General features: G+C 73.7%; 17 protein-coding genes and 1 pseudogene. 7 read left to right on the top strand and 11 right to left on the bottom strand.

Annotated features, from left to right (window positions below; genetic code table 11):
• Positions 1–101: 101 nt before the first annotated feature.
• Together V2S66_RS00565 and V2S66_RS00560 are read right to left on the bottom strand one after the other, a co-directional pair.
• Complete coding sequence (locus tag V2S66_RS00565) at positions 102–4,232, bottom strand: DUF6531 domain-containing protein (protein ID WP_330792195.1); 4,131 nt, start codon at positions 4,230–4,232, stop codon at positions 102–104.
• Between the two features lie 425 nt (positions 4,233–4,657).
• Complete coding sequence (locus V2S66_RS00560) at positions 4,658–5,443, bottom strand: transglycosylase SLT domain-containing protein (RefSeq protein WP_330792192.1); 786 nt, start codon at positions 5,441–5,443, stop codon at positions 4,658–4,660.
• 591 nt (positions 5,444–6,034) lie between these two features.
• Here V2S66_RS00560 and V2S66_RS00555 point away from each other — a divergent pair.
• The gene (locus tag V2S66_RS00555; RefSeq protein WP_330792190.1) at positions 6,035–7,282 is read left to right on the top strand and encodes a thiolase family protein; all 1,248 of its coding nucleotides are present in this window, start codon (positions 6,035–6,037) and stop codon (positions 7,280–7,282) included.
• Here the strand turns inward: V2S66_RS00555 and V2S66_RS00550 are convergent.
• Positions 7,279–7,554, bottom strand: coding sequence for a hypothetical protein (locus V2S66_RS00550; protein ID WP_330792188.1), 276 nt, complete (start codon positions 7,552–7,554; stop codon positions 7,279–7,281). The genes V2S66_RS00555 and V2S66_RS00550 overlap by 4 nt on opposite strands.
• 389 nt (positions 7,555–7,943) lie before the next feature.
• On the opposite strand from V2S66_RS00550, the pseudogene V2S66_RS34445 reads away from it, so the two are divergent.
• Positions 7,944–8,297, top strand: a pseudogene (locus V2S66_RS34445) (ATP-binding protein); the annotation flags it as partial.
• A 95-nt stretch (positions 8,298–8,392) separates the two neighbouring features.
• Here V2S66_RS34445 and V2S66_RS34440 read toward each other — a convergent pair.
• Both V2S66_RS34440 and V2S66_RS00540 read right to left on the bottom strand, forming a co-directional pair.
• Positions 8,393–8,755 (bottom strand): STAS domain-containing protein, encoded by a 363-nt coding sequence (locus V2S66_RS34440; protein ID WP_413966251.1) that lies wholly within the window; start codon positions 8,753–8,755, stop codon positions 8,393–8,395.
• Between the two features lie 120 nt (positions 8,756–8,875).
• Entirely contained in the window at positions 8,876–9,571 is a 696-nt protein-coding gene (locus tag V2S66_RS00540) for an HSP18 transcriptional regulator (protein WP_330792182.1), read from the bottom strand.
• A gap of 128 nt (positions 9,572–9,699) precedes the next feature.
• On the opposite strand from V2S66_RS00540, the gene V2S66_RS00535 reads away from it, so the two are divergent.
• The 3 genes from V2S66_RS00535 (at position 9,700) to V2S66_RS00525 (ending at position 11,694) form a co-directional block, all read left to right on the top strand.
• Entirely contained in the window at positions 9,700–10,131 is a 432-nt protein-coding gene (locus V2S66_RS00535; RefSeq protein ID WP_330792180.1) for an Hsp20/alpha crystallin family protein, read from the top strand.
• A gap of 132 nt (positions 10,132–10,263) precedes the next feature.
• The gene (locus tag V2S66_RS00530; RefSeq protein ID WP_330792177.1) at positions 10,264–10,698 is read left to right on the top strand and encodes a DUF2267 domain-containing protein; all 435 of its coding nucleotides are present in this window, start codon (positions 10,264–10,266) and stop codon (positions 10,696–10,698) included.
• 117 nt (positions 10,699–10,815) lie between these two features.
• On the top strand, positions 10,816–11,694 hold the full coding sequence (locus tag V2S66_RS00525) for a SigB/SigF/SigG family RNA polymerase sigma factor (RefSeq protein WP_330792806.1): 879 nt from the start codon (positions 10,816–10,818) through the stop codon (positions 11,692–11,694).
• Positions 11,695–11,754: 60 nt separating this feature from the next.
• Here V2S66_RS00525 and V2S66_RS00520 read toward each other — a convergent pair whose 3' ends face one another.
• The gene (locus tag V2S66_RS00520) at positions 11,755–13,029 is read right to left on the bottom strand and encodes an MFS transporter (protein WP_330792174.1); all 1,275 of its coding nucleotides are present in this window, start codon (positions 13,027–13,029) and stop codon (positions 11,755–11,757) included.
• A 72-nt stretch (positions 13,030–13,101) separates the two neighbouring features.
• Here V2S66_RS00520 and V2S66_RS00515 point away from each other — a divergent pair, with 72 nt between their 5' ends.
• Positions 13,102–13,875, top strand: a complete 774-nt coding sequence (locus V2S66_RS00515; protein ID WP_330792170.1) for a DeoR/GlpR family DNA-binding transcription regulator — start codon at positions 13,102–13,104, stop codon at positions 13,873–13,875.
• An 80-nt stretch (positions 13,876–13,955) separates the two neighbouring features.
• Here V2S66_RS00515 and V2S66_RS00510 read toward each other — a convergent pair whose 3' ends face one another.
• From V2S66_RS00510 to V2S66_RS00495, 4 genes are all read right to left on the bottom strand, one after another.
• Entirely contained in the window at positions 13,956–14,165 is a 210-nt protein-coding gene (locus V2S66_RS00510) for a cold-shock protein (protein ID WP_330792168.1), read from the bottom strand.
• 286 nt (positions 14,166–14,451) lie between these two features.
• Positions 14,452–16,569 carry a catalase gene (locus V2S66_RS00505; RefSeq protein WP_413966267.1) on the bottom strand — a complete coding sequence of 706 codons (2,118 nt, stop codon included), beginning with the start codon at positions 16,567–16,569 and terminating at the stop codon, positions 14,452–14,454.
• A 214-nt stretch (positions 16,570–16,783) separates the two neighbouring features.
• Positions 16,784–17,104: an STAS domain-containing protein gene (locus V2S66_RS00500; RefSeq protein ID WP_330792164.1), complete on the bottom strand. Its 321-nt coding sequence runs from the start codon at positions 17,102–17,104 to the stop codon at positions 16,784–16,786.
• Positions 17,101–21,264, bottom strand: coding sequence for a SpoIIE family protein phosphatase (locus V2S66_RS00495; protein WP_413966250.1), 4,164 nt, complete (start codon positions 21,262–21,264; stop codon positions 17,101–17,103). The genes V2S66_RS00500 and V2S66_RS00495 overlap by 4 nt, the downstream gene beginning before the upstream one ends.
• Positions 21,265–21,357: 93 nt before the next feature.
• On the opposite strand from V2S66_RS00495, the gene V2S66_RS00490 reads away from it, so the two are divergent.
• The gene (locus V2S66_RS00490; protein WP_330792162.1) at positions 21,358–21,705 is read left to right on the top strand and encodes an STAS domain-containing protein; all 348 of its coding nucleotides are present in this window, start codon (positions 21,358–21,360) and stop codon (positions 21,703–21,705) included.
• Positions 21,706–21,802: 97 nt separating this feature from the next.
• On the opposite strand, the gene V2S66_RS00485 is transcribed toward V2S66_RS00490, so the two are convergent.
• Entirely contained in the window at positions 21,803–22,213 is a 411-nt protein-coding gene (locus V2S66_RS00485; protein ID WP_330792159.1) for an ATP-binding protein, read from the bottom strand.
• Between the last annotated feature and the right edge of the window lie 233 nt (positions 22,214–22,446).

The following is a 22,446-nucleotide window of genomic DNA, read 5'->3' as shown; positions in this document are numbered from 1 at the left end:
CCTGTCGTCTGCGTGTGCGTCTGCGTCGTCGTCGCCGCGGACCGGGATGAAGCGCGTCGCGCGGCATCCTACCGCCGTGGCGATCACCGGGCCGGTCGCTGTCACTGGCACTTCGGGACGTTCAGCACGAACACCCGGTCGAGGTTGCCGTCCTCGCCGTAGTGCAGCTCCTGCCGGTCCGCGCCGCGGGTGTTGTACGGCGTGAAGGAGAACGTCCCGTCGGGGCTGTGCGCCTCGATCATCATGCCGATCGGCCGCAGGTCCTCCGGCCGCATCGGCCCGATCCCGCTGTACCGGTACACGGGGGTGACGGAGTAGTCGATGTGCGGGTGCGCGCCCGCGGCCCGCGCCACCTGCGACTCGTAGTGGTACATGACGGGGTGGTTCGCGTAGCGGTGCGCGGTGACGAAGTTCTCCGGCATGTTGTTCGAGCCGCCCAGGGATGCGGCGAGCAGGTGCGTCCTGTTGTAGGAGGCCTGGCCGTCCCAGCCCGGCATCCGGTTGAAGGCGATCTGCGGGTCGGTGCTCTGGCCGAGCATGTCGGACTGGACCCGCGCGGTCACCCCGGTGGGGCGGCCGTGCATGTCGAGCGGCCCGTACACGACCCGGCCGCCCCACGTGGGGTCGATCGGCTCCTCCTTGTTCCAGCCGGGGAGGTTGGGTTTGTACGCGAGCCCGAGCGGGTCGACCTGGGCCGTCGGATTGGGCACGTAGGCGGCCGGGTTGGGCGCCGGGGTCAGGCCGAGCGGGTCGGGGCTGGTATAGCGGCCGGTGGCCGGGTCGTAGTACCGGAAGTAGTTGTAGTGCCAGCCTGTCTCCCGGTCCGCGTACTGCCCGGGGAAGCGCAGCGGGCAGCCGGGCCGGCCGTCCTGCCCGCCGCCGCCCTGACCGGTGCCGGGGCCGGTCCCGTCCTGCTCGCCCGAGCCCCAGAGCGTCGCGCGCCGCCGCCAGGCGATCTGCCCGTCCGGCGTGAGGAGTTCGGTGGGGCTGCCCACCAGGTCGGTGACGATCGCGTGGAAGCGGCGGTCGGTGTCGTCCTGGTCGTGACCGCCGTCGACCTGGGCGAGCGGCGTGTGGCCGCCGGGCACGTACTCCCAGGTGGTGGTGGCGCCCGCACCGGTGGCCTGCTCGGCCAGGCACACCAGGTCCCAGGTGAAGCGGACCTCCTCGGCGACCGCGCCGGCGGCGTCGAGGCGCTCCTTGGCCACGCGCCGCCCGGCCGCGTCGTGCCGGTAGCGCCAGCGCTGCCCGTCCGGGGTGACGGCCGACACCAGCTGGTCGTAGGCGTTCCAGCTGAAGGAGCGGACGTGCTGCTGCCCGTTGAGCAGCCGGGTGACGGTGCGGACGGTCCTGCCCTGCGCGTCGTACTCGTACCGGGTACGCCCCGCGCGCCGGACCCGGGTGCCGTCGAACTCGCGTGCGCCGCCGCCCGGTTCGTCGAGCGGGGTCGCCGCCTGGGTGACGTTGCCGAGCGCGTCGTAGGCGTAGCGCTCGGTCCAGCCCTCGGCGGTCACCGAGGTGACCCGGCCGGCCTGGTCGAGGCCGAGCCTGCGGACGCCCGAGGCCAGGTCACGGACCTCGGTCAGCAGGTCGTCGGCGCGGTAGGAGAAGCGGCGTTCCAGCACCGGGCGCGCGGGGCCTGCCGCGCCGGACGGCTCGTGGACGACGCCGCGGCGGGTGAGCCGGCCGGTGGCGTCCCAGTGCTGCGCGAGCGTGACGGCGTCGTCCAGTCGCCGCGCCGACTCGCGGCGCAGCGCGTCGAAGGAGAACGCCGTGCGGTGCCCGGCCAGCCGGAGCAGCTCGGGCAGCCCCCCGGCGTCGTAGCTCCAGGTGGACTCGACGCCGGACGGCGTGCGCCGCCAGACGCGGCGGCCGAGCAGGTCGTAGCGGTAGGCGATGCGGCGCCCGTCGACGGTCTCGGACAGCACCCGGCCCATCAGGTCGTGCTCCCTGACCACCTCCACCCCGGCGTTGACCGAGCGGGCGAGGTCGCCCGCCGCGTCGTACTCGAAGGTGGTGGTCTGCTCGCCGTCGCTCTGCGCGACGACCCGGCCGAGGATGTCCCGGGTGAGGGTGACCGTCTCACCGGCGCCGTTCGTGCGCGCGACGAGCTGGCCCGCCGCGTCGTAGGCGTACTCCAGGGAGCGCCCGTCGAAGTCGGTCTCCTCGACCAGACGGCCGGCCGCGTCGTACGCGTACTGCCAGGACCGGCCGAGCGGGCTGGTGACCCGGGTCAGGCGCTTCTCGGTGTCGTACGCGAAGGCGAAGGCGGAGCCGTCGGGCTCGGTGCCCGCAGCGACGAGGTCGAAGTGCGCGGGTTCGAGGCGGCTCACCGTTCCGTCCGGGGCGGTGTGGGCGACGCAGTTCCCCTCCGCGTCGAAGCTCCACTCCTCCCGGCGGCCGTCGGCGCGCTCGCACCACGTCACCAGGCCCTCCGTCGTCCAGCCGACCCGGACGGTGCCGCCGAGCGGGTCGGTGGACTCCACGATCCGCCCGAAGGCGTCGCGCACCGCCGTGGTCACGCCGCCGAGCGGGTCCGTCACGGCGATCGGCAGGCCCGCGGCGTCGGAGGTCATGAGCGTGGTGCCGCCGAGCGCGTCGACGACGGCGGTCAGGTTCCCGGCGTCGTCGTGGACGTACTCGGTGCGGGCGCCCTGCGGGTCGACGGTGGCCACCCGGTTGCCCCGGCTGTCGTACTCGGTCCGCCAGACCCGCCCGGCCTGGTCGGTCATCCGCACCGGCAGGCCGCTGCCGTGGTAGGCGAAGGTGATCCGCCCGCCGTCGGGCTGGACCACGGCCAGGATGTTGCCCGCGGCGTCGTGCTCGAAGCGCGTGGTGCGGCCCAGCGGATCGGTCGCCGACACCATCAGCCGGTTGTCCTGGCTCCACTCCTGGAGCGTGACGCTCCCCAGCGGATCGGTGCTGCGCACCAGCCGGTAGGCGTCGTTGTGCTCGTGCACGGTGGTGTGGCCGAGCGAGTCGGTGAACCGGGTGGTGTGCGTCCGGTCGTCGTAGGCGAAGGAACCGGAGAGGATGCCGTCCGAGCCCCGGGTGGCGACGACCCTGCCGGCCGCGTCGTAGTCGTAGTGGTACGAGGTGCCGGTGCGGTCGGTCCACGAGGTGACACGCCGCCGGTCGTCGTAGGTCAACCGCAGCGGGAGGCCGGAGGAGTTGACGATCTCGGTGAGGTTGCCCGCCGCGTCGTAGCCGTAGCGGGCGAGCGGTGTCCCGCCGCCGGTGTCCGCGCCGTCGCCCGGTGCGGCGGCGGGGTCGTCGGCGGGGCCTGGGGCGTCCGTGCCGAGCAGCCGGAACCCAGTGATGCGGGGGAGCGTGGGGTGGTGGTCGACGGCCACCCGGTAGCCGCCGTGGTGGGTGACCAGGGAGGGCAGGCCGTTCGCCGACCAGGTGACGTCGATCCGGCGCCCGTTGCGGTCCTCGATCGCCGTCAGGCGCAGCACGACCGACCCGGGGCTGTCCGGCGCCGGCCGCGGGTGGTCGAACTCCATGGCCCGCCCGGAGCGCGGATCGAGCACCGTCATCGGCTCGTTGGGCGTACCGCTCCACGACAGCGGCATCCGCGGGCCTCTGAGCGGCAGCACGGCGGACGCGGCGGACGGCGGCGGGTACTCCAGCCGCATGCCGTCGGCGGAGACGTAGACCACACCGCGCTCGTCCAGATGCAGGCGCTGGTCCAGCGTCGACGCCCAACTCGGCCCGAAGAAAAGCCCGTTGCGGTACGTGGATAGATGGGTGCGGCCCAGCACCAGCGGCAGGGCGCCGGGGAGGCTGACGTCGACCGCCGGCATCATCATCTCCCCGGTGGCGACGTCCACCGGGTCGGTCTCGCAGTGGCGCTCGTCCGGCGGCCGCGAGTCGCGGTCGCCGTCACCGGGGCGCACCGGGTCGCCGCCGTTCCCCTCGTTCCCCCCGCCCCCGGCCTTCCCCGCGTTGCGGGCGGCGTCGGCGCCGGCCCGCTCGCCGTCCTTCGCACCGGCGGCCGCGGTCGCGCCCGCTCCGGAGACGTCACCGGGGTGGTGGCTGCCGGGGGCGTGCGGATGGTGCTTGCCCGCCTTGCCCGCGAGGTCGTCCTCGACCCGGTCGAAGTGGTCGGCGGCATCGTGCACGTGCTGGCTGATGCGGTGGTGGCCGTGGCCCAGCGCCTTGGGGACCTTCTGGGCTATGTGGTCGATGATCTCGACGGTCGGCTTGACGAGCTTGTTGACGATGCTCACGGCCGGACCTCCCGGGCGCGCGCCGTCCCTGCGTCCCGCCGCGAGACCTCCGCCATGTGTCGACCCCCCTGTACCGCCCGCCGTTGAGGCGTGCATGACGACGCATCACTCATCGACCAGGGACGATACCCGGCGCCGGGCGGTTCCCGACCCGCCCCGTGCCAACCCGCCGTCCGCCCCCGCCCGCGACCGCCGCCGGCCGGCCGTTGCGCCCGGACGGCGCCGCGAAGGGCTGCGCAGGAGCCGGCCCGCAAGCCCGCGGGAAATGCACGGGGATTCTCCGGGCGCCCGATACGGAAGAAAGGGAAAGCGTTCGTCGGCGAACAGGGATTTCTTCGGCGGCGGATGGCAGCAACTCGCCCCGCCGCCCGGTGAGGAGGGCGGCGGGGCGAGGAGGGAAAGCGGGAATTCCGCCTTGGTTCGGCCTAGTAGGGGCCGTTGACGTTGTCGATCGAACCGTACACGTGGTACGCGTAGTTGCACGCGGCGGTGAGGTTGGCGACCGGGTCGTAGATGTTGGTCGAGGTGCCCGGCACATGGTAGGTGTCGAACGTCGGCTGGATGACCTGCAGCAGGCCGATCGACGGGGTGCCGGCGGCCGCGTTGGAGTCCCACAGGTTGATGGCGTTCGGGTTGCCGGAGGACTCCCGCATGGTGTTGCGGTAGATGCCGTCGTAGCTGCCCGGTATGCCGTTCTGCTTCATGACCGCGAGCGCGTGGTTGATCCAGCCGTTCAGGTTGTCCGGGTACGCCGTGCTCGCAGCGGTGGACGACGTGCTGGACGCGGTGGTGGCGGTCGTCGCCGCCACGGGAGCCGCCTTCACGGTGGTGGAGGTGGACGCGGTGGACGCCTTGGACGCGGCGGGCTTCTCGGTGTGGCCCCAGGTCGGGAGCTTGAGGACCTGGCCCGGGTGGATGATGTACGGGCTGTGGATCTTGTTGGCCCACGCGATGGCGTGCCAGCCGCCCGGGGTCTTGTGGGCGCGGGCGATGCCCCTCAGGGTGTCGCCCTTCTTGACCGTGTACTTGGCGGACGAGTGGTGCCAGGTGTGCGCGGCGTGCGGCGCGCTCTTGGCGGCCGACGGCTCGGCGGCCTGGGCGGTGCCGGTGAACGCGGCACAGGCGATCGCGGCGAAGGTGCCGGCGACGACGGCGCCACGGCCGGAGACCAGACGCTTCTTCGCAGGACGGTTGTAGGCATGCTTGGGCATGGTGGGGACCTCTTCCACGATTGCTTGTGAGCAGTGGCCGGCCCCCCCTGGTCGATCCGGCCCGCATTTCGTTTGGCGGTGTACTGCGGCGAGCACATTGTTAGCAGCCGGTAAAAGGCACCACAATTGCCCTTGTTGCTAGGTCGCTTAGTAGATGCCTTTGGGGTCCGCGCATTCGGCCGGGAATTGCCACGGCGGGGGCCCGTCGCGGATGCACTATCGCGCTTCGTAGGTGATGTGCGTCCTATGTCGTGCATCACGCGGAACGCCGTGGAAATGGGCTCTCGGCCCCCGATTCCGGGCGGGGAGCGCCGGAGATGTATTTGTGATGCAAAGATGTCGTACTATTTCAAATAGTGCATTGCGTATTTACATCATCAAAACGGACATACAGTAGCGATCTGCCTGCCGGGATCTGCCCGCCTGACGCACACGTGGGCGCACACCGGGACGCACGCGTGGCGGCGCCGGCGGCAGCCCGCACCGGCTCGGCCCCCAGGAAGTGTCAGGTCCGGTGGACACTCTCCGCGGCGCGGTGTGACAGTACGTCGGCGAGGCAGTCACCCGAAGGCCAGGCGGACGGGACAGCGCATGGATCCGGTGTACGTGATCGGCACGTCGATGACCCGCTTCGGGCCCCTGCCGGAGGCCGGCGTCAAGTCGCTGACCAGGGAGGCGGTCGGGGGAGCGCTGGCGGACGCGGCGCTCCCGGCGGCCGCCGTCGAGGCCGTCTTCTTCGCCAACGCCACCCAGGGCGTGGTCGAGGGGCAGGTGTCCACACCCGGGCAGTTCGCGCTGCACGCCGCGGGAGTCACCGGCGTGCCGGTCGTCAACGTCGAGAACGCCTGCGCCTCCGCCGCGACCGCCTTCTGGCTCGCCTGCACCCAGGTCAGGTCCGGCGGCGCGGACACGGTGCTGGCCGTCGGCGCGGAGAAGATGGTCTACCCCGGCCCCGACCGCGCGGCCCGCGTCTTCGACTCCTTCCTCGGCGCCCTGGACGTCGAGAGGGCGCAGGAGTCGCTGGACCGCGTGCTCGCGCTGGGCGCCGACGTGCCAGGACGGTCCGGCGAGGGCCGCCGCACCGTCATGATGGACCTCTACGCCGGCCTGTGCCGCGCCCACATGCGCCGCTTCGGCACCACCCGTGAGCAGCTCGCCCTCATCGCGTCCAAGAACCACGGCCACGCCGCCCTGAACGACAAGTGCCACTACGACCGGCCGATGTCCCCGGAGCAGGTGCTGGCCGGGCGGCCGCTGGCCTACCCGCTGACCGTCCCGATGTGCGCGCCGCTCAGCGACGGCGCGGCCGCCGCCGTCGTCTGCAACCGGTCCGGCCTCGACCGGCTGCCACGCGCCGTCCGGTCGCGCGCGGTCCGGGTCCGCGCGTGCGAGCTGCGCTCGGCCACCGACCGCGCATGGGACGACTTCGACCGGCACGTCGTGCGCCGGGCGGCGCTCGCCGCGTACGAGCGGGCGGGGGTACGGGCGGAGCAGGTCGACCTCGCGGAGGTGCACGACGCCGCGGCCTTCGGGGAGCTCTTCGCCGCCGAGCTGCTCGGCCTCGCGCCGCTCGGCGGCGGCGGCAGGCTCGCCGAATCCGGCGACACGCGCCTGGGCGGCGCGATCCCGATCAACACCTCCGGCGGCCTGGAGTCCCGCGGACATCCGATCGGCGCCACCGGCCTCGCCCAGATCCACGAGCTGGTCACCCAGCTGCGCGGCGAGGCCGGCGCCCGGCAGGTCAGGGACGCGTCGGTCGGCGTCCAGGAGAACGGCGGCGCGTTCCTCGGCGTCGAGGAGGCGGCCGCCGTGGTGACCGTCCTCTCCTCCGGCGGCTAGGGCCTGTCGTGCGGATCTCCGCGGCGGACCGGATGACGGCGGCCGGCAGGCCCGTCGCGCAGGGTCAGCCGTGCGCCGTGGGGGCGGCGCCGACCGCCAGCAGCCCGGGGTGTGGGGGCGTGATCCAGTCCGGCGTGCACGAAGACCCGCTTGAGCAGGGCGACGAGGGTCCGCGCCTCCTCCGGCTCCAGCCCGCCGAGCAGCCGGGTCTCGAAGCCGCCGACCGGGGTCCTCCGCAGGCTGAGGTCCGCGCTGGGCAGCGCAGGCGTCACGGCCCAGGACCACCTGGTGGCCGACCTTCGCTGCTGCGTGCGGCAGCGCGCCGGCTCGGCCGATCCGCGCAAGGTCCGGCCCGCCGCGGCGTCGAGTGGGAGTCCCGCCCGTCGGTGCGCGAGCACGCCGCCCCGCGCGGCACCGTGGTCATCGGGCCCCGGGGGCCTCCCGACGCGGACGGTCGAGGACCACGTCCGCGACGTGATCGTCCCGAGCCTGCACCAGATCGCCCGGGGGCGTCTCGGGGAGCGGACAAGCCCCGAACGTTCGCTCCGCCGGTTGTGACAGACCGGCGACCCGGGGAAGGCGAGGAGCAGGAGAGCGTGAGGCATGACGCGGATGTCCTGCCCGCGCCCGGCATCGGGCTGAAGGACACAGGCGATGATCAGTGGTGAGTGAGCGGTTTCTCGCGGTAGGACCTGACACCGGACAGGTCGCGGTGGCCCGCAGGTGGGCCCGCGCCCGGGTGGAGGAGTTCGCGTGGCCGACGCGATGGCGGCCGGACACCGGTCTGGTCGCCCTCGTGGTGTCGGAGCTGCTGACGAACGCGCTGCGGTACGCCGGCGGCCTCGCGGGACTGTCGCTGGTCTTCGGCGCCCGGCGGCTGCGGATCGTGGTGAGCGACGACTCCGTCCAGAACCCGGTGCTGCGCCGGCCGAAGGAAGGCGAACCCGGCGGGCGGGGCCTGGGCATCGTCGCCTCGGTGGCCGAGTCCTGGGGCACCGTGCCGACCGGGCACGGCAAGCAGGTCTGGGCCGACCTCACCGACACCGGCGGCATCCACCAGCCGCTGCCGCCCGTGCGGGCGGCGGGGGAGCCGGGCGGCTGGAACCTTTCTCAGGACTGCCTGAGCTGCTCCTCGGTGATCACCGGGAACAGCTCGGCGGCGCCGGTGAGGTCCAGCAGGCGACCGACCTGGGTGCTCACGCCCAGCAGGCGGACGCTTCCCTCCTGCTCCAAGGCGCTGTTGCGGGCCAGCAGGAGACTGGTGAGGAAGGTGGAGTCGGCGAAGCCGACACCGGTGAGATCCAGAACCAGGTGGGGATGGTGAGCCAGAGCCGCCTCCACGGCCTGGCGCAGCGGCACCACGCCGTCCAGGTCCGCGTCCCCTGCGACCGTGATCACGCTCGGTTCCCCGAGGCGGCTGGCCACGGTCAGGGGCTCGGATCCGTCCGGCGATGGAACAGGCTCGGCATCCATAACGTCTCCCGTAGTCGAACGTCCGTCCAGTGCAGCCATGATGGTTGCACACCCGGCCCGGCGGCGGACCCCAAGGGGGGCGGGCTGCCGTAGGGCGCTTCACCGGGGGCGCGCCCGCCTTCACGCCGTGCGCGTGCCGCTGCTGCCGTCTTTGCCGCTGCGGCTGCCGCTGTCGCGGAGCCGGTCGGCGTGCCGGGTGAGGGTGTCGATCCGCGCGGCGAGGTCGCGGTGGCCGGCCCCCAGGTGCGGGCGGATCGCGGTCAGAGGGGTGAGCAGGCCGGCGGCGTCGTCGGCGGCGAGGGCCGCGTCCAGATGGCCGACCTCAGTGCCCGCCGCGGCGGGGAGGTCGGTGAGCGCGGTGATCTGCCCGGCGAGCCTGCGCATGTCGGCTGCCTGGGTGCGGGCCCAGGCGGTGACGCTCCGGTCGGCGGCGCGACGGCTGCGGGTCGCGCTGACCCGCTCCTCACCGGTGGAGCCCGCGGGGCCGGGACGCAGGCGCAGATAGCGCCGTTCGGCGGCCTGGCGACTGGCGACGCCGAGTGGGGCCGCGAGATCCGACCAGCTGGCACCGGCCGCCCGCGCCGTCTCGATCAGACCCGTCTCCCAGCCGGCGAGCTGTTCGCGCACCTCGCGCAGCAGCAGCAGGGAGGCCAGTGCCTGCTCGGCTCCGGCCGCGGGGGCGGCGGGCCCGGCGGGCCCGCCGCTGCGGGCGTCGCGTACCGCCGTCTCGATGGTCTCCAGTGCCGCGGCCGCGGCGAGGAACGAGGCCGCGCCGGGGGGCGGCGGGTCATCGGGTGCGGACCGTTCGGCTGTCATGGGCCCTGCCTCACAGCGTCACCCTCGGGGTGACATCGGTGTTTGTCATCGGATGGATGACATGCTACAACAGGGCGCAGGTGAAAGACACCGGCGACGACCGCCCGACTCCCTGGAGGTGTTCCGCGATGCTGATGCGTACCGACCCCTTCCGTGAACTGGACCGACTCACCGAGCAGCTCCTGCGCCCCGGCACCTGGTCGAGGCCGGCGGCCATGCCGATGGACGCCTTCCGCGACGGCGGGGAGTACGTGGTGTCCTTCGATCTGCCCGGCGTCGCGCCGGAGGCCATCGACATCGACGTCGAGCGCGACATGCTGACGGTGAAGGCCGAGCGCCGGCCGGCCCCGCACGGCGAGGGCGTGCGGCTGGACGTCTCCGAGCGTCCGCTCGGCGTCTTCTCCCGGCGGATCTTGCTCGCCGACGCCCTGGACACCGAACAGATCAGGGCCGACTACGAAGCCGGGGTGCTGACGCTGCGCATCCCGATCGCCGAGCGCGCCAAGGCCCGCAAGATCAGCGTCGGCGCGCGTGCCGCCCGCCAGGAGATCGCGAGCTGAATCCCCGCGGCCGCGCCCCGGCGGACCGCGACCGCCGTCCGTCGGGCGGCGCAGCCGCCACCCCCTCCCCATCCGGGCGCCCCGCCTGACCGGCGGGGCGCCCGGCCGAGACGAGAAGGCGACGCTGAACCGATGCACGCACAGCCCGGACAGCGCCGGAAGCCGCCGGCGCCGTCCTACGACCGGATGCTGGAGACCGTCCGCTACGACGGCGCCTATCCGACCCGCGAACGCGCCGCGCAGGCCGTGCACACCGTGCTCGGCGCGCTGGGCGGCCAGCTCGGCGCCGACCTGCGCGCCGAACTCGCCGCGCGGCTGCCCGCCGAGGCCGCCGATGCCCTGACCGCCCAGCAGCCGGCCGCACAATCGCGCACCGGCTGGGGCTTCGTCCAGGACATCGCCGGGCGTACCGGTGTGAGTCCCGCCGTCGCCCGATGGGACACCGGGGCGGTGCTGAGCACCGTGGCCGCGCTGGCCGGCCCCGATCTGCTCACCCTCCTCATCGGAGGACTGCCCTCCGGCTACGCCCTGCTGTTCGGCCGCGCCGAACTCGCCCGCGCCGCCTGAGCCGTTCGGGCGGACATTCCTGCGAACTCGCGTACATGACCGGCCGCTCGGCGGGCAGCTGAGTGGCTGTCGACCGGGATACCGAGAGGTGATGACATGACCGCTGACAAGACGGTGATGGAGGCGCGTCCCGTCTCCGCCCCGGCCGCCCAACCGCCCACCGGCCGAACGGAGATCGCCGGCCTTCCATGGGTCGACGACCCCGGCAGCGTCGCTCCGCCGGACGCGCGGGCGCTGTCGAAGGTCTTCTTCGACCGGCTGGCGACCCTGGAAGAGGGCACCCCGGAGTACGCGTACGCGCGCAACACCCTGATCGAGATGAACATGTCCCTCGTCCGGTTCAGCGCCCGCCGCTTCCGCGGGCGCGGCCCGGAGGAGATGGAGGACATCCTCCAGGTCGGCACCATCGGACTGATCAAGGCCATCGACCGGTTCGACCTCAGCCGTGAGGTGGAGTTCAGCACCTTCGCGGTGCCGTACGTGGTCGGCGAGATGAAGCGGTTCTTCCGGGACACCAGCTGGGCCGTCCACGTCCCGCGGCGGTTGCAGGAGCTGCGGGTGGAACTGGCGAAGGCCCGCGACCACCTCACCGCGTTGCTGGACGCGCCGCCGACCGTGGCGGAGCTGGCCGCGTACCTGGAGGTCGGCGAGGAGGAGGTCATCGAAGGGCTGGTGGCCTCCAACGGCTACACCGCGGGCTCCCTCGACCTGCCCGTCGGCGACGACGTCGCGGACCCGGCGGAGGCAGGTCGCACGTACGCCGACACGATCGGCGCCTGGGACCCGGCGATGGAGCTGATGGAGGATCTCCACGTGCTGGCGCCCCTGGTGGAGCGGCTCGACGCCCGCGAACGGCTGCTGCTGCGCATGCGCTTCGGACAGGAGATGACGCAGGCCGCGATAGGGGCGGAGCTGGGGTACTCCCAGATGCACGTGTCCCGCCTGCTGTCCCGGACTCTGGCCAAGCTGCGCGCGGGCCTGCTCGCGGACGGCTGACCGGCGGCAGGCCCGGGGCTCCGCCGCCCGCGAGCGGGCCGGCACGCGGCCCCGGGCCCGTCAGGCGTCGGCCCGCGCACCCGTCGCGGCCGGCACCCCGCACTCGCGTACGGCCTCCGAGCCGGCGGACGACCCCGCCGCTCCGGCCGCGACGCTCGCGGCGGCGCACAGCGCGACCGGGAGGAAGAGGGCGACGTTCAGCGGCACGAAGCGGGTCAGCGGCCCGATGACGGCGGGGCCGGCGAGCATCCCCAGGTAGCCGAGTCCGGCCACCCGCGACACGTTCGCTCCCGCCGCGGCCTGGTCCGCGTGCCCCGCGGCGCTGAACAGCTGCGGGATGCACCCCGACAGCCCCAGCCCGAACAGGCTCCAGCAGGCGAGCGCGAGCGGGACGACGTGCGTGCCCGCCGCGCCGGCCAGGCCGACGGCGGCCAGCGCCGAACCGTAGCGCAGGACGGCGACGGCGCCGAACCGCGCGGCGATGCGGTCGGTGACGAAGCGGCCGAGGGTCATGGCCGTCGCGAAGGAGCCGTACGCCAGCGCCGCGGTCGCGGCCGGCGCGCCGAGCACGTCCCGCAGGTCCAGCGCGCTCCAGTCGTTCGCCACCCCTTCGCAGAGCATGAGCATCAGAGCCAGGCCGGCGAGCACCCAGATACGGCGAGGCGTCCGCCGCCGGCCGCCGGCCGGGGCGCCTGTCCCGCCGGCCGCCGCGCCCGCCGCTTCGCCGGCCGCATCGAGCGTGCCCGGGTCCGCGGCGCCGGACGCCGGCGCCGGGCGCTGCGGCCTGAGCAGGAGCGGCGTCGCCAGGCCGGTGCCCGCCAGTCCGGCCAGCGCCACCGCGCCGAGCGTCTGCGCCGCGCTCCAGCCCAGGTTCAGGGTGAGGGCGCCCAGCAGGGAGGCGATCACCCCGCCGACGGAGAACACTGCGTGGAACGCCGACATGACGGGCCGGCCGTAGCCGTGCTCGACCTGCACGGCGTGGGCGTTCATGCTGACGTCCAGGCAGCCGTTGCCGAAGCCGAGCACCACGAGGGCCGCGCCCAGCGCCCAGGGGGCGGTGGCGAGACCGGGCAGTACGACCGCGGCCGCGCACAGGGCCGCGCTCACGGGGACGACCCGGTGCGCGCCGACCCGGTCCGTGAGCGGCCCGGCGACCTGCATCCCGGCGAACGCGCCGCCGCCCAGCAGCAGGAGGAGCCAGCCGAGCACCGCGTGGCTGATCCCGACGCGCTGCTCCGCCAGCGGGATGTGCACGATCCACATGCCCAGCACGAAGCCGTTGATCGCGAAGAAGCCGAAGGTGGCGGCCCGGGCGGCCCGCAGAGGTCTGTCCATGACCCGAACGGTACGAACAGCTCTGCTGTTTGTAAAGTTGCGTTTCGAACATTGCTGGTGTTCGATGAGCCCATGACGAGCGCGACGAACCCTGCCGCCGACCGAGTGCGGAAGGTCATCGAGGCCGTGCGCGAGGCAGGCCGGCTGAGCGTCACGGAGCTGGCGGAGCTCACCGGCGCCTCGGAGATGACCATCCGCCGCGATCTCGACGTCCTGGCCGAGCAGGGCATCCTCGAGCGCTACCGCGGCGGCGCGCGAAGCCTGCTGCTGCGCGGTGAGGAGCCGCCCTTCGCGCTGCGCGCGCAGGAAGGGCTGGACGGCAAGCGGCGCATCGCCGCCGCCGTCGCCGGGATGCTCACCGATGGCGAGTCGGTGGTCCTCGACAGCGGCACCACCTGCCTGGAGGTCGCGCGCGCGCTCCAGCACCGCCGGATCACCGTGATGCCGCTGTCCCTGCACGCCGCCAACGCCCTGACCGGCGCGCCGCAGATCAGGCTGCTCGTCCCCGGCGGCGAACCGCGCCCCGGCGAACTCGCCCTGACCGGCGCCCTCACCGAGGCCTCGCTGGCCGCGCTCCGCTTCGACACCGCGGTCGTCGGCTGCTGCGGCCTCACCGCGGCCGACGGGCTCACCGCCTACGACCTCGCCGACGCGACCGTCAAACGGGCTGCCATCAGGTCCGCCCGGCGGGTGATCGCGGTCGCGGACGCGGCCAAGTTCTCACGCACCGCACTGGCCTTCGTCGCGCCCCTGTCGGCGCTGCACACCGTCGTCACCGACACCGCCGCCCCGGCGGACGAGACGCAGGCGCTGGCCGCCGCGGGTGTGGCCGTGCACGCGGTCTGAACGCCGGATCGCCGTCGCGGGCCGGCCGAGGCGGTGCGCTCGGCCGGCCCGCGACGGGCCGGGATCTCAGCGTGCCGGGGTCAGCGCGCGGTACGGGTGATGTTCTCCGCCTGCGGGCCCTTCTGCCCCTGGGTGACCTCGAAGGTCACCGCCTCGCCTTCGAGAAGTTCGCGATAGCCGTTGCCGGAGATGTTGGAGTAGTGGGCGAAGACGTCGGGACCCCCGCCGTCCTGAGCGATGAAGCCGAAGCCCTTTTCGGAGTTGAACCACTTCACGGTGCCGCTGGCCATACGAATGCGTCCTTCTCTTCGTCGCGGGACGCCTGTCGGGGCGCCCCTCGGCATCCCCGGCGGGGCGCCCGCGAACTGTCTACCCCGCCGCGTCCCGCCCCACCCGTCGCAATCTTGCGCAATCGACGGCGCGGTCCGACGGGGACTCCGCTCAGCCCCCGATCCCGCGCGGGCGCCGGAACTCGCCCAGCACGAGGGCGAGTTCCGCCGGCGCCCGCTCGGCGACGCGGGCTGCGACGCCCCGAGGCGGTCGGCCGGCGCTGATCCGAGGGGGCGAGCCGGGCACTCAGAGGGCCGGGGTGAAGCGGTCCCAGGCGCGGTGGTGCTTCAGCAGCTCGGTGAGGCCCTCCAGCGCCGCGCTCGCGGCGCCGGCGGTCACCACGCCGGGGGCGTCGGAGGCGATGCCGGCCGCGCTCAGCGCCTCGGTCCCCGCGCCCCAGGCGCCCAGCGCCTTCCCGTGCCGGTACGCCTCGGTGAGCATGAGCAGCACCCGCGGATCGACGCCGCCGGCGATCGCGGCGCCGTCGTCCACCTTGGCGTCGCGCGCGCCGTAGGTGTCGGCGCCGACGGCCGGGGCCCCGGCCAGCAGGATCGCGTCGAACTCGGTGGAGCGGGCGGCGCCGAAGGTGCGCTGGACGGTGACGGGGTCGCCGTCCGCGTCGAGCTGCCCGCCGGTCGCGGCGACCACCAGCGGGACCATTCCGGCGTCGAGCACCGCCTGCCGGACCGTCCTGACCTCGCTCGGGTCCTGGTCGGCCGCGACGACGACACCGATCACGCGGCCGTCCGTCGGCCACCGGCCGCCCAGCTGGGACAGGGCCGGACTGGGCTGCGGATCGGTCAGCGGCACGGTCGGCGCCGGGGCGGGCAGGCCGAGCCCGGAGGCGACCTCGGCGCACAGTCCGGGGTCGATGTTGGCGAGGACCGTCAGGGCGCGTTCCCTGATCGCCGTCTCCTGGCACTTGCTCAGCTCGAAGGTGTAGGAGGCGACGATGTGCTCGCGCTCGGTCGGGGTCATGCTGAGCCAGAACAGCCTGGCCTGGCTGAAGTGGTCGTCGAAGCTCGCCGCCGCGTCCCGCACCTTGCGGGCCGCCGGCACCTCGACGGGCACCTCGACGTAGCCGCCGGCGTCCGCTCCGGCGAGGAACGGGCAGCCGCCGTCGAGGGAGTTGGGGCGGTAGGGCGCCACCCCGCTGTGCACGGCGCTCTGGTGCATGCCGTCGCGCAGCATGTCGTCGACCGGGACGTGCGGGCGGTTGATCGGCAGCTGGGCGAAGTTCGGACCGCCGAGACGGGTGATCTGCGTGTCCAGGTAGGAGAAGAGCCGTCCCTGCATCAGCGCGTCGTTGGTGACGTCGATGCCGGGCACGAGGTGGCCGACGTGGAAGGCGACCTGCTCGGTCTCGGCGAAGTAGTTCGTCGGATTGGCGTTGAGCGTGAGCAGCCCGATCGGCTGCACGGGCGCGAGCTCCTCGGGGACGATCTTCGTCGGGTCGAGCAGGTCGATGCCCTCGAACATCTGCTCCTCGGTGTCGGGGAAGGTCTGCACGCCCAGCTCCCACTGGGGGAAGGCACCGGACTCGATGGCGTCGGCCAGGTCCCGCCGGTGGAAGTCGGGGTCCATGCCCGCGGTGATCTGCGCCTCCTCCCACACCAGGGAGTGCACGCCGAGCCGGGGCTTCCAGTGGAACTTCACCAGCGTGGTGGCGCCCTCGGCGTCGACCAGGCGGAAGGTGTGGACGCCGAAGCCCTCCATCATCCGGTACGAGCGGGGGATGCCGCGGTCGGACATGTTCCACAGCGTGTGGTGGGTGGCCTCGGTGTGCAGGGTGACGAAGTCCCAGAAGGTGTCGTGCGCGCTCTGCGCCTGGGGGATCTCCCGGTCCGGGTGCGGCTTGCCGGCGTGGATGACGTCGGGGAACTTGATCGCGTCCTGGATGAAGAACACCGGCATGTTGTTGCCCACCAGGTCGAAGACGCCCTCGGTGGTGTAGAACTTCGTCGCGAACCCCCGGGTGTCGCGGACCGTGTCGGCCGAGCCGCGCGAGCCCAGCACGGTGGAGAACCGCACGAACACCGGCGTCTCCACGTCCTTGCCCAGGAACGCCGCCCTGGTGATCCGCGCCGCGCTGCCGTACCCCCGGAACACCCCGTGCGCGGCCGCGCCCCGGGCGTGCACCACCCGCTCCGGGATGCGCTCGTGGTCGAAGTGGGTGATCTTCTCGCGCAGATGATGGTCCTGGAGCAGCACCGGGCCGCGCGGCCCGGCCTTCAGCGAGTGGTCGCTCTCGTACAGCCGTGTGCCCTGCGCGGTCGTCAGCCGCCCGCCCCCCTGCGCGACCTTCTCCGTAGCCGCGGTCACGGGGTTCTTCTCGTTCTTCTTGTCGCTCACTGGGTTTCCGATCGTGGAGAACACGGCGCTGCGCCTCCCTGCACCATGAGACGCGCGGGACTGCTGGTTCAACGGTTACCCGGTCCTCGCGAGGTGACGCAGAAGCCGCGGAGCCGGGCCGCGGATTCACCCGGGCGAACGAGTCCGCCCGGGTGGGACGCCGGCCGGCCGCACGGTCCTCCCGGGAGCCGCCGCTCCCGCTGCGGGGCCGCGGCCCCGCAGCGCCTCAGCGGCCGCCGTCCGGCTCCAGGCCGTGCACCGTGGTCAGCTCGGTCAGCCCGCACACGGTCAGCACCGGGCCGAGCAGCGCGGACGCGACGATCTCGATGCGCTCGGCCCGCACCAGCAGCACGCTCAGCCCGGCGCTGTCGAGATACTCCACCCGGCTCAGATCGACGATCAGCGGGCGTCCCGACACGTCACCGAGCGCCTCGTCGGTGGCCGCGGCCAGGTCGGCGCTGTTGGTCATGTCCACCTCGCCGACGGCGGACAGGATGACGGCGCCGTCCGGACGCCGATCTGCGGTCAGGGTGAGGGCAGTGGTCATGGCGTGATCCCGGTGTGCATGGCGACGGTGGTGCCGCCGGGTCCTGGGGTGACGGTGACGCTCTGCATCAGCGCGCGCATGAGCGTCAGGCCGCGGCCGCGGTTCTGGTCCGCGTCCGGCCGCGGTGGCTTCCAGCTTCCGGTGTCGGAGACGGTCAGGCGCATCCCGTCCGCCATCGCCTCGACGCGCAGCACGACGCCCGCGCCGGGAGCAAGACGGTGCCCGTGCTCCACCGAGTTGGCGCACGCCTCGCCGGCGGCGACCAGGATGTTCTGCACGGTCTGCGGAGGCAGCGCGCACCGGTCGAGCCAGGAGCGCAGCGCCTTGCGGACCGGCGCCAGCTGCGTCGCCTCCGCGGGGAAGGCCACCCGCAGCGGCGCCGGGTGCCGGTAGAGCAGCAGCGCCACGTCGTCGTCGTAGCCGCCGGGCGGCGCCATCCGGTCCATCAGCCGGGCCGCCAGGTCCGCCACCGCGATGTGACGGCCCTCCGCCACGGCCGCGCCGGCCTGGTCGATGCCCTCGGCCAGCGACCTCCTGCGCCGCTCCACCAGGCCGTCGGTGTACAGCAGCAGCGTCGCCCGCGGCGGCACCGTGTGCTGCGCGCAGGGACGGGAGTCGGCGACCCGCACCGCCAGCGGCGTCGAACGTCCCCCGTCCAGCAGCTGGACCGTCCCGTCCGGATGGACCAGCACGCCCGGCGGGTGGCCGGCCGTGGAGTACGTCAGCAGGCCGGCCACCGGGTCCAGCACCCCGCAGAAGACGGTGGTGCACCGCGCCCCCGGCACCCCGGAGGCGAACCGGTCCAGCGCCAGCAGCACCCGGTCGGGCCGCGGGTCCTGCAGGAGCAGCGCCCGGCACGCGCTGCGCAGCTGCCCCATGACCGTCGCCGCCTGCAGCCCCCGGCCCACGCAGTCGCCGACGACGATGCCGATGCGCCCGTCCGGCAGCGCGACCGTGTCGTACCAGTCGCCGCCGACCTCCAGCGGACGCGCCGCGGGCTCGTAGCCGACCGCGAAGCCCTCGGGCAGGTCCGCCGGGCCGAGGATCGCCCGTTGCAGCGCCAGGGCCGTCTCGCGCTGCTGGTCGAACTGGTAGGCGCGGGCCAGGCCCTGGACGAGATGACCCGCCAGCAGCGCGAGCAGGGTCCGGTCCTGGTCGGTGAACGGCCGCTGCGGGCCCAGGTCGAACCAGAGCGCCAGCGGCCCCCGCGGATGCTCCAGGCTGACGCCCACGCCGCCGCGCCCGTCGGTGACCGGCGTCAGCGCCGGTCCGTCGCGCAGCGCGGCGAGCGCCTCGCGCCGCTCGTCGCCCAGCCGGTCCCAGCCGCCGTCGCGGCCGGGCACGGTCACCTCCGGCGGCGCGCCCGCCGCGAACACCACCGCCATGCCGTCCACGGCCTGCCACAGGTCCCGCAGCTCGGCCACCGCGCCGTCGAGCGCCTCGGCCATGCCGGTCGCCCGGGACAGGCGCACGCTCAGGGCGGCCACCGCCGTCTCGCGCTGCACCGTGTAGCGCTCGGCGGTGACGTCGCGGAAGGTGCCCACCACCATCCGCCGCCCGGTGTCCGGGTCACGGACGCCGGCGAAGTTCGCGGACACCCACAGCCGGTGCCCGTCGCGGTGGTTCAGCGGCAGCACGTGGTTGCCCCCGCCCTGCTCCGGCAGGCCGCCGAAGACCTCGGCCACGCTGGCGTGCGCCTGCGGATCGCCGTCCCGGTCCGGCCACCAGGGCTGCTCCGGCGGGTACGGCAGCCCTTGCGGCCCGAAGCCGAGGAGCGTCACGAAGGCGGCGTTCACCTCGACGACGGCGCCGTCGTCGTCGCAGACGAAGAACGCCTCCTGCAACGAGTCCACCAGCGCGCCGCGCCACCGCGCGTGGTGCGTGCGCAGCCGGGCCAGCTCGACGTTGGCCCGCACCCGCGCCAGCAACTCCGCGGCGGAGAACGGCTTGACGAGGTAGTCGTCCGCGCCCGCGTCCAGCCCCTCGATGGACGCCTCCTGGCCGGCGCGCGCCGACAGCAGCAGCACCGGGACGCTCGCCGTGCGGGTCCGGGCGCGCAGCGCGCCCACCATCTGCAGGCCGTCGAGCCGCGGCATCATCACATCGGCCACCACCAGGTCCGGGACCTGCTCGGCCACGGCGTCCAGCGCCGCCCGGCCGTCGCCGACCGCGCGCACCCGGTGCCCCGCACCGTGCAGCAGCCGGGTCAGGTACTCGCGCATGTCGGCGTTGTCGTCCGCCACCAGCACGTCGAGCGGCAGCCCGCCGGCCGCGCCCGCGGGCAACGGGGCGGTCGACGTCTCGTCGCCGGGCGGCCCCGGCAGCCAGCGCAGCGCCTCCTGGATGAAGGGGTCGGCGACCGAGGAGACGGCGGGCCCCCCTTCGCCCGGCACCAGCGCCTCCGCCGGAAGGTGGGCGTGCCCGTACGGCAGCCGTACGGTGAAGGTGGTGCCGCTGCCCTCGCGGCTGTCGGCGGTGATCGTCCCGCCGTGCGCCGTGACCAGCTCCCTGACCAGGGCCAGCCCGATGCCGCTGCCCTCGTTCGAACGCGACCTGGCGTTCTCCATCCGGTGGAAGCGCTCGAACAGCCGGGGGATCTCCTGCGGGGGCACCCCGATGCCGGTGTCGGAGACGGTGACCACCGCCCGGTCGGCCTCCTCGCGCACCGCGACGCGGATGCCGCCCTCGAAGGTGAACTTCACCGCGTTGCTCAGCAGGTTGAGGACGACCTTCTCCCACATGCCCCGGTCCAGGTGGACCGGCCGCTGCAGCGGGGGGCAGTCGACCTCGTACGCCAGTCCTGCCCGGTCGACGGCCGAGCGGAAGACGCTGGCGAGTTCGGCCGTCACCGCGCCCAGGTCGACCCGCTCGTACCGGGCCTGCATCCGGCCCGCCTCGATCCGGGAGAAGTCCAGCAGGGTGTTGACCAGCTTGCCCAGCCGCAGCCCGTTGCGCCGGATCACCTCCACTTCCTCGCGCACCTGCGGATCGGCGCCCGCCAGCCGTGCCTGCAGCTCCTCGACCGGACCCATGATCAGGGTCAGCGGGGTGCGGAACTCATGGCTGACGTTGGAGAAGAAGGCGGTCTTGGCGCGGTCCAGCTCGGCCAGCTCCTCCGCCCGCCGCGCCTGCGTGCGGTAGCTGCGCGCGCTCCCGATGCCGGCCGCCAGATGGGACGCGACGAGTTCGACGAAGCCGCGGCCGGCCTCGTCCAGGGGCCGGTAGCGGTTGAGCCCCGCCACCAGGAAGCCGTAGGGGGTGCTGCCCTGCTGGGGCAGCGGCACCACGAGCGCACGGGCCGGCGGCTGCGGCCAGTCGCCGGCCGGAAGCGCGGCGAAGACCGGACCCTCCAGGTCCACCAGGGCGGACTCGCCGCGCCGCAGCGCGTCGCCCGGCCAGACCGCGTCCGGCGCGCCGGGCGGCAGCGCGGCCGGCGCCGCGGGGTGACCGGGCGCCACGTCCGTCGCGCCCGCCAGCCGCGCGGTGCCGTCCTCGTCGAACAGGTACGTCAGGGTGAACGGCAGGTCCCGCGCGTTGCGGGCGAGCTGGCGTCCGGAGAACGCGAGCATCTGGGCCTCGGTGCGCGCCACGCTCGGGTCGGAGCCCAGGTCCCGCAAGGTGGCCATCCGGCGCTCGCCGACGACCTGGTCGGTGTCCTCGGTGACCACGCACAGCATGCCGACCACCGCCTCGGCGTCGTCGCGCAGCGGACTGTAGGAGAAGGTGTGGTAGGTCTCCTCCTGGTAGCCGGAGCGCTCCAGGAACAGCAGCAGCCCCTCGTCCCAGGTGGCCCTGCCGGTCCGCAGGACGGTGTCGATCCGCGGACCGATGTCGTCCCAGATCTCCGCCCACACCTCGCTGGCCGGACGGCCCAGCGCCCAGGGGTACTTGCGGCCGAGGGTGTCCCGCCGGTAGGAGTCGTTGCAGAAGAAGGTCAGCCGCGGGCCCCACGCCATCCACATCGGGAACCGCGACGACAAAAGGATGCTGATCGCGGTGCGCAGACTCTGCGGCCACGTGTCGGGAGGCCCCAGCGGAGTCGCTGTCCAGTCCACCGCCGCCAGGTCGCCGCCCACCGCGTCGTCGGCGGCGAACACCCCCAAGGGCGCGGCTGCGGACCGCGGTCGGGGCTCGCCCTGCTCACGGCCCGCCACTTCCACCCCCTCGTTTGCTGTCGTCGCTTAGGATATTCATGCCCTCTGATCGGCGGACAAACGGGGACGCCATGCGAGGCCCGCATCCCAGGAGGCTCCGTGCACGATCCGGTCCTGACCGTCACCGCCGGAGCCCATCCCGCCGGCCCCACCCTCATCACCGCCGCCGGCGAACTCGACTACTCCACCGCGGCGGACCTGCGGGAGCTCATCGGCGACACGCCGTTCACGCCCGCCGGAGTGGTGATCGACCTCACCGGTCTCCTCTACTGCGACTCCACCGGCATCACCGTGCTCGTCACCGCGTACCAGCTGGCGAGATCGGCCGGCGCGCCGCTCGCCCTGGCCGGCGTCAGCGGCAGCCTCGAACGCGTCTTCGGCATCGCCGGCCTGTACGAGATCTTCGCCTCCTACCCGACCGTCGAGCAGGCCGTCGGAGCGATGTGACGCCGCGGCCGGAGGCAGCGGGCGGCAGCGGCCGCAAGGGCACGCCTCAGCAAAAACCGGCAGGACGCGCAAGGGGCGGAAGGCAGTAGGAGAAACGTCACACCAGCGGGAGCACCGCGACGATCCGCTTCCCCCCGCCGGGCAGGTCCTCGACCGTCACCGAAGCGGCCAGCCGCATGACGATCGGCCAGCCGAAACCGCCCGCCCGGTCCGGGCTCTCGCCCAGCACGCGCTGCGCGTGCGGAAGATCCCGCGACGCGTCCTCGACCTGCAACCGCAGGCCGGACCCGTCCGCCGTCAGACCCGCGCGGAAGGCGACGAGTCCGCCGCCGTGCCGTTCCGCGTTGCTCACCAACTCCGAGACGACCAGGCTGGCGTCGGCCTGCACCCGGGAGGTGTCCCCGGGAGCCGCGGCGAGCAGGTCCATCACCAGCCGGCGCGCCTGCGCAGCGGACGGCAGGCCCGAGCTGACCTGCACGTCGCCGACGGGCACAGGCTGGTCGGACATGTGCGGGCCTCGATCGTGTCGGTGTGACGGATGGTGCGAACGGCACTGTTCCCCTTCGCGGCGAGGAACACAAGGCGTCGACTTCCCTCGAACGGCCTCCGCCACACGCCCTTTTCCGCGCCGGCCCCCGCCGCCGGCCCGGCCACCGCCCGCGGGCCGCTGTTTTCGCTGCTCACCTGGCGCGGCGCCGTGGTGTGGCGAAAGTCCCCGCGCTGCTTTCCGAACGACCTCAA

This window comes from Actinacidiphila polyblastidii (genome assembly GCF_036353415.1).
Classification (GTDB): Bacteria; Actinomycetota; Actinomycetes; order Streptomycetales; family Streptomycetaceae; genus Actinacidiphila; species Actinacidiphila polyblastidii.
Note: the sequence above shows the minus strand (reverse complement) of the source record. Positions and strands in the feature narration are given on the sequence as shown.